This is a genomic window from Rhodococcus sp. LMD (genome assembly GCF_056108245.1).
Map to the genome: position 1 here is coordinate 4868003 of NZ_CM148557.1, position 12096 is coordinate 4880098.

Consider the following 12096-nt stretch of genomic DNA (forward strand, 5'->3'; position numbering starts at 1 on the left):
GACTGCGAGGCGAGCGGCAGAGGGCCGAGCTCAGTGGCGCAGTCCCAGCGTGGCGCTCAGCTCGGGAATCCGCGTCGCCAGGGCCGAGTACACGAGACGGTCGTTCACCTTGTCGTAGTGGTGTGCGATCAGGTTTCGCATCCGTCCGATCGCAACCCAGTCGACGCCGGGGAACTCGGACTTGAACGTCTCCGGCAACTTCTCGACGACCGTGGCCACCTGGATCAGGATGTGCCGACCGTTGTTCCGCAGCACGCGCCCGTGGGGACTGTCCTCCAGGTAGGCCTCCAAGCCGAGTCCCACCGTGTAGGACGCGTCTGCCGCGAAATCGGCGAGGTCCTGCAAACGACGGCGAACGCGCTCATCCGCATATTTCTCCGGCGTCACAAGTTCTCCGACGTCACAGCGCCACGGCTTCCTTTCGGGCGCGGTCCCCCACGCGCCCCCCGGCTCGCCCGTCGACGATCTCGACCCGCACGGTGAGCAGGTCTTCCAAAGCTTGCTGCAACTCGAGCAGATCGACGATGTCGTGGCGATCGCTGAAATCCACGATGAGGTCGATATCCGAGGCGAAGTCGTCGTCGCCGCGCGCCACAGATCCGAACACCCTCGGGTTCGGCAGCCCTGCCTCGGCGAAGAGCTCGCACACTTCTCCACGTCGGGCTGCCAGAGCCTCGGAGGGACGAACGGGCAGGGCTGCCGTCAGCGCCGAACGAGCCGGCTCGGACGGCTGCCGTCGTCCTGTCTCGATCGCGGCGATCAGGGGTTGCTTGATGCCGGAGCGCTCGGCGAGCTCCCGCTGCGAGAGACCCAGAATCCCCCGCCGGATGCGAACGAAGTCACCGAAGCCGACAGCCACGACATCACGATAACAGGTGTTGTTATCGCTTGAAGCGATGTGGGCCGGATGCGGCCCATGCCCCCCGGGGAGTCACGGGTTCGCTCGAATGTGCAGTTCTCGTGACGACTCGCCGGGCAACCACCACGAGAACTGCACGCTCGGCACAGTGCCGCTCAACCGAAGTTCACCTGACGACGAGCGTTCGCCAGGCACGTGACGGCGCCCGTCCCGAACGGGCCGAGCCGGTCGAACAGCACCGAGGTGCCCACCGCGACGCCGTCGGCGCTGAGGTGGTGGTCGGCTTCGACGCCGACCTCGGTGCCGACGGGCAGCCGCGAGAGGGTCAGGGTGAGATCGCCGTTGATGAAGCCGACGCCCTCGTCGCTCCAGTTGGCCATGAAACTGGTGCCCTCGCCGACGACCGCGGTCCGCACGAACGGCGACATCTCCTCCCCCACGAGCACCGGAATCTGCCGGGACCACATGCGTTTCCGGCTCGCGTTCTGGTGCTCGGCCCGCACCTGCGACCAGCCCTCGGGGTGCGCGTCGCTGCCGAACCAGGTGCGCGCGAATCCGGTCTCCGGGCCGTCGAACGCCTCGGCGGGCGGCGTCGGGTGCTCGTCCCGGGTCCACACCGTGCCCGGCGGCTGCTCGGACGGGCGCAGGTAGACGACGGTTCCGCGGGCGGTGACGTCGTCGCCCTGGATGAGGTAGGCGTCGGCGACGCGGATGCGGTTGCCGTCGCGCACGCGGGTCGTCTCGAACCGCACGGGCGCGTTCTGCACCGGCCGGAACAGGTCGACGGTGAGCCGGGCGGGGACGAACCCGTCGGGACCGTGGTCCTTGTCGAGCTCCCGGGCGAGCAGGCCGGTCACGCACGGCCCGGCCAGCATGGTCGACGACCAGGGGCTGACGGCGTACTTCGTGGGAAGGTACGTGCCGTCGGATTCGGTGAAGTATCCGCGCGTGGAGTCAGGCATGCTCGGATTCTCGCAGTGTCCGTTTCCGCGGCTCCCGGTCAGGTTCCGACGTCCTCGCTCGCGCTGCGGTATCGAAGCCATGCCATCGCCGCACCGCAGGCCAGGACGGCGGCGGTCGTCGCACCCACCGACGTCCACGTCCACGCACTCGGGCTCCACCCGGCCGGGTCGTCGGTGAGCGGGGTGTAGGCCGTCCACCCGAACTGCGCGAGCAGCGGCAGCGCCAGCACCGCCAGCAGGGTCAGCGAGGTGGCGGTCACGGGCGCCGTCGACGGCAGTGACGCGACGATCGAGTACGCGGCGGCGAACGGCACCACAAGGATCGTCGCCACAAAATTCGCGTTGTCCCACGGGGGACGATCGAAGATCCCGGCAGCCGCGGCGAGCGCGAGCAGACCGACACCGATCAGCGGGATCGGCCTGCGGCGACCCAGCCACACACCGACGGCCACAAGAGCCGGCGCGATCAGCAGCGCCGGCCACGCCGCCGGCGACCACGAGACGGTACCGCCCACGGCGACGACCACCGCCGTCGCCGCCAGGAGCACCGCCCCCGTCCGTCCCCGCAGCCACAGCGCCGCGGCGATGAGCACCGGCACCGCCACCAGGCCCAGCAACCATCGCCCTTCCCCGGCATCGTCCAGAGAGAACAGCGCGTGGTGGAACGACCAGTACAGCCCCACCCCGAGGATCGGCACACCGATACCGACGGCCACCTCCCGCCCGCGGGCCCGGGGCGCGTCGACCGGCACCGTGTCGTTTCGGGCGGTCAGCGCCAGCACCCCCGCCGCGACGGCAGTCACGATCGCCAGCGGCAGCCACACGGCATTGACCGGTTGCACGCTCGCTGCCAGGTAGGACGCGTACCGCTGAGGCGCCGAGTCCAGCTCACGGAACTGTGCGAGCGGCTCGGCCGTCAGCAGCCCGGCCACCACCGCTCCGACGAGGGCGGCGTGCAGCTTTCCGGTGCCCAGCACGACGAGCGCGCCGAGCAGCAGGCCCGCGCCGATCGTCGCGGCGTACATGTCGAACCGCCACCCTCCCGGCAGCGCGACGACGGCCACGACCATCGCCCCGACCAGGGCGGGCGCAAGCGCGCGCCGACGAATCGATGCCGCCACCGCCAGCGCCGCGAGCCCCCCGGCTGCGGCGGCGGCGACGTCGGAGGTGAACACCGGGCCGGGCAGAAACCCGTCGGCCAAGGGATAGGTGTCGACGCTCGGGGCGGCCAGCACCAGCCCCGCGGTGAAGCCGCCGACGACGAGAAGGACATACCGGACCGAAGACGCCACTGTGTCACCTTCCCAGGGAGGTCCGCTCCGGATGGGTTCGACGCACCGGTGCCTTCGAAATGCCCCCGTCGCGCATCGAAAACTATCCGATCACCGGCACAGTCCCCGGTGCGGCCGGATCGAAGCGGGTCGACATCGAATCCCCGAGGGGGCTCGGCGCCAGGGTGACGTGACGTCGATCCAACTTCGCCACCGCGTCGACGCCGAGAAGCCGAAGGTGGTGGTCGAGGCCGTGACGGAAGATCTCGATCGCGTGCCCGACCCCGCGCTCCCCGGCCGCCATGAGGCCGTAGAGGTAGGGGCGGCCGACGAAAACTGCGGTCGCGCCGAGAGCAACGGCTGCGGCGATGTCCGCGCCCTCGCGTACGCCGCCGTCGAGAAAAACCGATGCGTCGGCGCCTACGGCGTCCACGATCGGCTCGAGCGCGTCCAGCGGGGCGACGGTCCGATCGAGTTGGCGGCCGCCGTGGTTCGAAACGACGACGCCGTCGGCACCGAGGTCGACGGCCCGACGGGCCAACTGCGGGTCGAGTATTCCCTTGACGACAAGCGGTCCGTCCCATGCTGCACGTACCCACGAGATTTCGTCGAAACCGAAGTTCGAGTCCGTGACAGCCTGGAGCCGCGACCACATGTCGCCCTTCCCTGCCAGCGGGAACGACGCCAAGTCGAGCGGTTCCGACGTCGCTGCTCCTGTGAGCCACCCCGGGTGCCGTGCCATCCGCACCATGCTCCCGAATCCGACCTTCGCCGGGATGGAGAATCCGTTTCGGCTGTCGCGGCGTCGGTCCCCGGCGACCGGCGTATCGACGGTCAGTACGAGAACGCGGTATCCCTCAGTTTCGGCTCGACGCACCAGGTCGAGCGTCAAGACTCGATCCCGCAACACATAGAGCTGGAACCACAGATCGGGCCGCGGATCGATTCGAGCGATGTCTTCGATGGAACACGTGGCCGGAGTCGACAGCGTGTACGGGATGCCGGCGGCTCCTGCGGCCTTGGCCACAGCCGATTCCCCCGCCGTGTGCGCGAGCCTGGTGAACCCGGTCGGTCCGAGCACGAGCGGCACGGCCTGGCGCTTTCCGAACACCTCGACCGAGAGATCGATATCGATACCGGCTGTGGCGCCGACCGGGCCGGGATGGTTGTACACGCGATCGAATGCTTCCAGCGCCCGCACCTTACCGCTCTCGGTACCGGCAGCACCGTCGACGAAGTCGAACACCGGACGAGGGGTGCGCACGCGTGCCGCTTCCCTGAGGTCTTCGATGGTCGGACACCGGTCGAGTACGCGTTCGGCGGGATCGGACTTGGGAAAGCGGAGGTCGAGCATGCTCCACAAGTAGGGAAGGTTTCGAAGTGCAGTGCGTACCCGTGTCGTCACCATGTCCGAAGTGAACTTCTTTCTCGCCGATGATGCGAAGCCGATGCCGAGTCGCCGAAGCGGCCCGCGTGATGCGTCTCGATTGCGACGGGTCACTCGTTTTCGGGTGTTTCGATCTCCCACTTCAGGTTTCCGCTGTGAGTGACTGCTCCCCTGTCCGCAGACCCCACCAGACGAGCGTACTTCTCGGAGGCTCCGGCCAACGGTGTTTCCCGGTGCCGGGGCGTCAGCTCGCGGCGCCGGCGTTCGAGTTCGCTGTGGGCGACCAGCAACTCGATCGTTCCTGCCACTGCGTCGATACGAATTCGGTCACCGTTCTCCACGAGTGCGATCGGTCCGCCGTCCGCAGCCTCCGGGCACACGTGGCCCACACACAGCCCACGGGTGCCACCGGAGAACCGCCCGTCGGTCACCAGCGCCGTCTTCTCCGCCATACCCTGACCGACGATCGCGGATGTCACGCTCAGCATCTCCCGCATGCCAGGACCGCCCTTGGGACCTTCGTTACGGATGACGACGACATCTCCCTCGGTGTACTCGCGCCGCCGGACGGCTCGGTACGCGTCCTGCTCGGATTCGAAGACACGTGCTGTTCCCTCGAACGAGAGTTTCGGTGCCGCCGACACCTTGATCACGGCTCCGTCCGGGGCCAGACTTCCGGTCAGAACGACCAGACCGCCGGAAGCGCGGATCGGATCGTCGGTGCTCCGCACCACATCACCGTCGGGCTCGGCGACGTCGGCGAGCGCGGTGGCAAGCGACCGGCCGTCGAACGTCAGTGCGTCACCGTGGAGGTACCCCCCGTCCAGCAGCGCCTTGAGCACCACGGGGACTCCCCCGATCCGGTGCAGGTCGTGCGGCACGTACGGGCCACCGGGCGTGAGTGCCGCGATGTGCGGCGTGCGTCGGAAGACCTCCGCGAGATCCTTCATCCGGAAGTCGATTCCGGCTTCGTGGGCGATCGCCGGCAGGTGCAGTGCCGCGTTCGTCGTGCCGCCGGTCGCAGCCACCACCGCTGCCGCGTTCTCGAGGCTCCGCCGGGTCACCACTTCACGGGGCAGCGGGCCGCCCCGGCGCAGGTTTTCCATCAGCTGCTCACCGGCACGGCGGGCCACCGCCTGACGTTCGGTGTATGCCGCGGGAATGGTCGTGGTTCCCAGCGGTGCCAGACCCAGGGTCTCCGCATAGGCACCACCTGTTCCGGACGAGAATTGACCGGGGCACGAGCCGACGGTCGACTGGACGTCGTGCGCCATGCGCTCCAACTCGTCGGCAGCCATCAGGCCCGCCTGTACCTTTCCGATGCCTTCGAGGACCGACAGAGGATTGGTCGGCTTACCGTCGACGAATCCGAGCAGCATCGTGCCGCCGTGCAGGAACAGACTCGGCACGTTCAACCGCACCATCGCCATCAGCATGCCGGGGATGGTCTTGTCACACGCCCCCACGCCGACCAGCGCGTCGTACTGCTGGGCGCGCATCACGATCTCCACGGAGTCGGCGATGGCTTCCCGCGACATCAGTGAATATCGCATGCCCTCGTGATTCTGCGTGAGCACATCGGACACCGAGATCGTGGAGAACTCCCGCGCGGTGCCTCCACCGACCTCGACACCTAGCTTGGCGGCGTCGACCTGGGACTTCAGTGACTGTGAGCACGGGCTGACCTCGCCCGACGTATGAGCGACACCGATGAACGGCTGATCGATGGCCCGGTCGTCGAGGCCGGTCGCCCGCAACTGATAACGGTGCAGGGTCCGCTCCACACCGCGAGTGACGATCCGAGATCTGTAGTCAGGCATGTTTTTCCAATCCAGTGACGAAGATGTGATTCGACGGGCTGTGCAGCCCACCGTTCACCGGTCGATCGGCGACGGTTCGAACTGTGCGGTCGCACCGCCGCGGGGCGCGACGACAGGTGTGACGAACGTGCCGTCGGTGAGGAACTGCCGAAGGTTGTCGAGGAACAGTTCGCCCATCGCGGCGCGGGTTCGCTCCGTTGCGCTTCCGACGTGCGGCAGCAACACGGTGTTGTCGAGCCGGCGCAGCGGTTCCGGCACGTTCGGTTCGTCGACGTACACGTCGAGGCCGGCACCTGCCAACCCGCCGGTGCCGAGTAGGTCGACGAGAGCTTGCTCGTCGACGAGATGTCCTCGGGCTATGTTGATCAGGTATCCGTTCGGGCCGAGGGCCTGCAGCACTGCGCGGTCGATCATCCCGGTGTTGTCGGGGCTGCCGGACGCGGCGACGATCAACGCATCCGACCGGGACGCCAGCTCGATCGGATCGTCGACGTACGGGTACGCCACGTCGGGATCGGGACGACGATTGTGGTAGGCGACCGGACACCCGAACGCCGACAGTCGTGTGGCGACGGCACGACCGATGCGGCCGAGTCCCACGATGCCGATGTGCATTCCGCTGACGTTGCGGGTTGTCGGGAACAGGCCTTCTGCCCACCGCCCGGCCCGAACGTACCGGTCCGCCGCGGGGAATCGGCGCACAACGTTGATCAGCAGTCCGACCGCGGTGTCTGCGACGCATTCGTCGAGCACGCCCGGGGTATTGCTCACCCCGATACCCCGCTGCGCCGCGTGGTCGACGTCGATGTTGTCGATGCCGACACCGAGGTTCACCACGGCCTGCAAACGTGGCAGCCGGTCCATCAGAGGCGCGTCGACCGTTCCGAGCGAGGAGCACGCGACGATGTCGGCGTCGTCGACGCGTGCGGCACCGTCGGACAGTACGGCCACGTCGAACCGCGCGGACAGTGCGGCCGCGACTTCTGCCGGGAAGGGCTCGACCACCAGCACCCGAACCGGGCGTGCAACGGGTGTCACGATGCGACCCCCTCGAAGAACCCGCTGCGCAACGAGGTGAGCCGGGCGTTGTACTCGTCGACGTTGGCGAGCTTGACGTGTTCGTAGCCGCGCACCACGTCCGGTGCAGAAGCGACCTCCACGGCCGCTGCGTGGTTGTCGGTGCGGAGTGCATTGCCGAGTTCGTCGATCACGCGAATGTAGTCGTCGACCAGTTCACGTTCCAGCCGTCGCATCCGGGTGTAGCCGAACAGGTCGAGGCGTGTACCGCGCACCTTTCTCGCCGCGCGAAGCGCGACGTACACGACCGAGAACCACGGTCCGAGAGAAATCTTGTTCTTCATGCCCATCGCCCGCAGGATCGGCGGATGCAGCTTCCAGGTGATCTTCGCCTTGGGGCCGTAGTCTCGCGTGATCCTGCTGCGTTCGACTGCATCGAGCGCAAGGCGCGCCACCTCGTACTCGTCCTTGTATGCCATCAGCCGATACAGGTTCGCTGCGACGGCCGCGGTGAAGTCGTTCACGCCCGGAGTGGCGTCGCGCTCCGCGGTATGGGCTCGGGCCACCACGTCGACGTAGCGACGCGCGTATTCGGCGTTCTGGTAGTCGATGAGATCCTCGGAGAAGCGCGCGATGGTGTGCCACAGTTCGGTGTCGCGCTCCACACCGGTCGAGTCCGCCAGTCGCACCGCGGTAGCGCTCGGCGTCTTCCGATTCTCGGTGGCGGGGTCCAGCTGCACGAGGGCGTCGTCGAGTCCGGCCGGATCGCTGACCGACTGACGCCCCCGCCGGAACGCTTGCAGATTCGTCTCGACCGAGACACCGTTGATTTCGATCGCTCGTTCGATCGCTGCAGCCGACAGCGGTAAGGCGCCCGCCTGGTACGCCACTCCGACGAGCATCATGTTCGCGTACTGGTCACTGCCGAACAGCTCGAGCGACAACCGCTGAACGTCGACGTAGGTGTTGCGGTCGGCGCGGGTGCGGGCATCGATCCGCCCGGTGAGAGGACCCTGATCGACGAATGCTGTCTCCGGGTTACGAATCATCGCGCCGCTCGGCACCTCGGCTGTGGACACCACCGCAACGGTGCGCTGCGAATCCGCGACGGCCAGATTGTCCGGGTGGCCCGTGACCAGGATGTCGCAGCCCAGATACAGGTCGCATGTCGCGGTCGAGACCTTGGGCGAGAGCGAATGCGCGGCGCGTGTGAACTTCACGTCGCTGACCACCGGACCGGCCTTCTGCGACAGCCCTACCTGGTCGAGGCTGCGCGGCATCAACCCGTCCATGTATCCGGCGACAGCCAGCGTCTGCGCGACCGTCACGATGCCGGTACCGCCGATCCCCGTGATGCGGATGTTGAACTCCTCCGGCGCGTCGGTGGAACCGGCCGGGTCGGGCAGCGCATCGTGGCTCAGGGGCGCGGCGGCCGGGCGTTGCGGCCCCGCATAGTCCTTGTCGGGCACGATCTCCATGAACGACGGGCAGTCACCGGTCATGCAGGTGAGGTCGGAATTGCACGAGGCCTGGTGAATCTGTGTCTTGCGGCCGAACTCGGTGTCGACCGGGACGACGGACAGGCAGTTCGATTTGCGGCCGCAGTCACCGCATCCTTCGCAGATCCGCTCGTTGATCACCACCCGCACCGCCGGTTGCGGCGCCTTGCCGCGTTTGCGATGCCGGCGCAGTTCTGCAGCACAGGGCTGGTCATGGATGAGCACGGTGGTACCGGGGACTGTTCGCAGTTCTTCCTGCAGGGTCAGCAGTTCGGTTCGGTCGTGGACGGTGGTCCTGGCCGGAAGCCGCACACCCTTGTAGTTCTCCGGATGATCGGTCGTGATGCAGATCCGCTCGACCCCCTCCGACGCCAAGGTGCCGGCGAGCTTCGGCACGGTGTACTCCCCGACAGCGTCCTGGCCGCCGGTCATCGCCACCGTCGAGTTGTACAACACCTTGTACGTGATGTTGGTCCCGGCGGCGACCGAGGCCCGGACCGCCATCAATCCCGAGTGCGACAACGTCCCGTCACCGAGGTTCTGGAAGATGTGATCTGCGTGGACGTACGCCTGCTGTCCGATCCACTGGGCACCTTCGCCTCCCATCTGTGTGAGCCCGGTGACATTGCCGACTTGTTCGGGGTCCATGAACGTCGTCATACCGTGGCAACCGATCCCGGCGCCCATCAGCGACCCTTCGGGCGCCTTCGTCGAACTGTTGTGCGGGCATCCCGAGCAGAAGTACGGGGTGCGGGAGGCGATCGTGAGAGGAAGAAGAAGCTTCGACGGCGGAGCCAGCCGACGAAGCCGATCGCGCACCGAAGCGACATCCTTGTTCGCAAGGATCATCGGGGCGAGCGCCCCGGTGATCGCGTCCGCGTCGACACCGCCGTGGCTCGGCAGCACGGCATGCCCGTGCTGGTCGGTCTTGCCGATCACGATCGGGCCGGCCCCGGCACCGTACAGCGCCTCCTTGACCAGAGTCTCGAGGAACGGACCTTTGTCTTCGACCACCAGGATCTTGTTCAACCCATCGGCGAACTGACGCACGATCTGCTCGTCCAGAGGCCAGATCATACCGATCTTGAGGAGGCGGATCCCGGCCGCGGCCAACGCTTCGTCGTCGCCGAGACCCATGTCGGACAACGCCTGCCGTACTTCGAGGTACGGCTGCCCCGCAACGACGATGCCCAGTACGTCATCGCGTCCAGAGGCCACGATCCGGTTCAAGCCGTTGAGTCGTGCGTATTCGAGGGCGAGGGGCAGTCGAACTTCCAGAAGGTTACGTTCCGCGGCCACCGCGGCCGCTGCCACCGGCTTGGTCATCACCTCGTGGACGTAGCGACGACCGTCGACGAGGGGAAACACAGGGTCGAATCCGTCCGTGTCCGCCTCGACACACGCCAACGAATCTGCGACGTGGGTGGCGACTTTCATGGCCACCCACGCACCACTCGCCCGCGACATCGACACACCGTGCAGGCCCCAGTGCAGCACCTCCTGCGCATCGGCCGGCATCAAGGTCGGAACGAGAGCCGACCGCAGAACCGTTTCCGAACCGCACGGTACCGTCGAGGATTTCGCCGTCGCATCGTCACCGCAGAAGGCCAGGACCCCGCCGTCCGCACTCGTCCCCATCAGGTTTCCGTGCCGGATCGCGTCGAGCGCCTGGTCGACCCCAGGTGCCTTGCCGTACCAGTAGCCCGAGACTCCGGCATACGGCGAACCCAACTGCCCCACCGACTGAGTTCCCTGCACCGCAGTCGCAGCGAGAAACTCGTTCATCCCCGGCACGAAGTCGACGCCGTGCTCCGCCAGCAGCCCCGAAATGGGTCGCATGGTGAAATCGAGCGTCCCCAGTGGCGATCCCTGGTAGCCGCTGACGAAGGCTCGGGTGCGCAGTTCGTTGCGCGCGTCGATCCGGCGCATGTCGAGCGGCACCCGACACACTGCCTGCACCCCGGTCAGCAGAATTGGGCCGTTGGCGGCCGCGAATCGATCGGCGAGATCGACTCGGCGGGCAAGAGCCTCGGCGGCGGGCATCGACGACATCGGTGTAGCACTCTCCTAAGACTGGACGTGAACACGAAGTTAAAGTGGTCTGATCCGGAATTCCATGACGAAATCCCGCAGAAGGAGACCTCGGATTTGGGCAAAACGCAGAAGAGCCAGGTGCACCTCGTTGCGCTGCTCGCGCAGATCACCGACAAAGGCTCGCAGCTCTCCGACCTCGTGGTGAACCGCATCCGATCCGAGGTACCGCAATACTCGGTGGTGCCACCGGCTTCTCACCGCGAAGTGGTGGCAGGTCAGGTGGCAGGAATCCTTGCCGGATTGCAGGAGCAGAGGACCCCGAGTCCGTCCCAAATTTCCGGGGCCCGAGAACTGGGACGCCGACGTGCCGCACAGGGTATCGCGCTCGGCAATGTGATCGAAGCGTATCACATTGCCTACCGGGAGATCTGGAACGAACTGCTCGAGCTGTCGCGCGCGGAGAATGCCGGCACCAGCGAACCGCTGCTGTCCGTCGTGGCACTGCTGTGGAACTGGTTCCACCGCTTGAGTGCTGCTGTGGCGGAGGGTCATTCCGACGAACTGCGCTCGAACTCGACAACCCGCGCGGTGATTCAGCGGGAATTTCTCCATGCCCTGATTTCGGGAACAGCGTTGCAGCATCGCGCGCTCGCCACCTCCCTCGGATTCGACCCGGACGGACCCTTTCAAGTCGCCTGTATCGAAGGTTTCCCCCGGCACCTGTCTGCTCGCCTCGACGAGGAACTCGCCGGCAATGGTGGCGCGGTACTGTTCGACGACGAACGCATGGTGGTGGTCCTGCAGAATGTTGCGGCACCGGAGTTCCTGGAGCGGTTGCACGCGCTCGCCTCCACCGCGATCGCCGGAGTCGGTCATACCCGTACCGGACTGTCGGGGGCGACGGACAGCGTGAAGGACGCGCAGCTTGTCCTGACCCGGGCCTGCAAGCTCGGCCGCAGCATCACGCTGGCCGAGGATTGGCTCATGGCGATTCTCGACAACTCGGCTGCTCACCTGCGTCCGCTCCTGCGACACGGCACCGAGGTGGCGGCCCGCAACGATCGGCTCGCCGAAACGTTGCGGGCATTCGCCACCAGCGGATTCTCCCTGTCGGCGTGCGCGCGGGAACTACGCGTGCATCCGAACACGGTGAAGTATCGACTCGACCGGTGGCGGGAGCTGACCGGATGGGACGTGCACGACGTCGAAGGTCTCGTGGCGTCGCTGCGCTGCCTCGAAGGCTGAGG

Annotated in this window: 9 protein-coding genes; 1 reads left to right on the plus strand and 8 read right to left on the minus strand. The window is 67.0% G+C overall.

Going from position 1 to position 12096, the window contains the following annotated elements; all coding sequences use genetic code 11:
• Positions 1–30 precede the first annotated feature (30 nt).
• From ACWPQI_RS22240 to ACWPQI_RS22275, 8 genes are all read right to left on the minus strand, one after another.
• Positions 31–291 (minus strand): HepT-like ribonuclease domain-containing protein, encoded by a 261-nt coding sequence (locus ACWPQI_RS22240; RefSeq protein ID WP_225223308.1) that lies wholly within the window; start codon positions 289–291, stop codon positions 31–33.
• Between the two features lie 109 nt (positions 292–400).
• Positions 401–859 carry an XRE family transcriptional regulator gene (locus tag ACWPQI_RS22245; protein ID WP_010595666.1) on the minus strand — a complete coding sequence of 153 codons (459 nt, stop codon included), beginning with the start codon at positions 857–859 and terminating at the stop codon, positions 401–403.
• 155 nt (positions 860–1014) lie between these two features.
• Positions 1015–1821, minus strand: coding sequence for an acyl-CoA thioesterase domain-containing protein (locus ACWPQI_RS22250; protein ID WP_017679716.1), 807 nt, complete (start codon positions 1819–1821; stop codon positions 1015–1017).
• Between the two features lie 38 nt (positions 1822–1859).
• The gene (locus ACWPQI_RS22255) at positions 1860–3113 is read right to left on the minus strand and encodes a hypothetical protein (RefSeq protein ID WP_210063099.1); all 1254 of its coding nucleotides are present in this window, start codon (positions 3111–3113) and stop codon (positions 1860–1862) included.
• Positions 3114–3195: 82 nt separating this feature from the next.
• A complete protein-coding gene (locus ACWPQI_RS22260) occupies positions 3196–4356 on the minus strand; it encodes an alpha-hydroxy acid oxidase (RefSeq protein WP_234420130.1) in 1161 nt (386 codons plus the stop codon).
• 233 nt (positions 4357–4589) lie between these two features.
• Complete coding sequence (locus tag ACWPQI_RS22265; RefSeq protein ID WP_474738504.1) at positions 4590–6299, minus strand: dihydroxy-acid dehydratase; 1710 nt, start codon at positions 6297–6299, stop codon at positions 4590–4592.
• Positions 6300–6353: 54 nt separating this feature from the next.
• Positions 6354–7310: a 2-hydroxyacid dehydrogenase gene (locus tag ACWPQI_RS22270; RefSeq protein ID WP_010595671.1), complete on the minus strand. Its 957-nt coding sequence runs from the start codon at positions 7308–7310 to the stop codon at positions 6354–6356.
• Positions 7311–7333: 23 nt separating this feature from the next.
• On the minus strand, positions 7334–10867 hold the full coding sequence (locus ACWPQI_RS22275) for an indolepyruvate ferredoxin oxidoreductase family protein (RefSeq protein ID WP_474738505.1): 3534 nt from the start codon (positions 10865–10867) through the stop codon (positions 7334–7336).
• A 27-nt stretch (positions 10868–10894) separates the two neighbouring features.
• Here ACWPQI_RS22275 and ACWPQI_RS22280 point away from each other — a divergent pair, with 27 nt between their 5' ends.
• Positions 10895–12094 (plus strand): PucR family transcriptional regulator, encoded by a 1200-nt coding sequence (locus ACWPQI_RS22280; protein ID WP_244213192.1) that lies wholly within the window; start codon positions 10895–10897, stop codon positions 12092–12094.
• Positions 12095–12096: the final 2 nt, after the last annotated feature.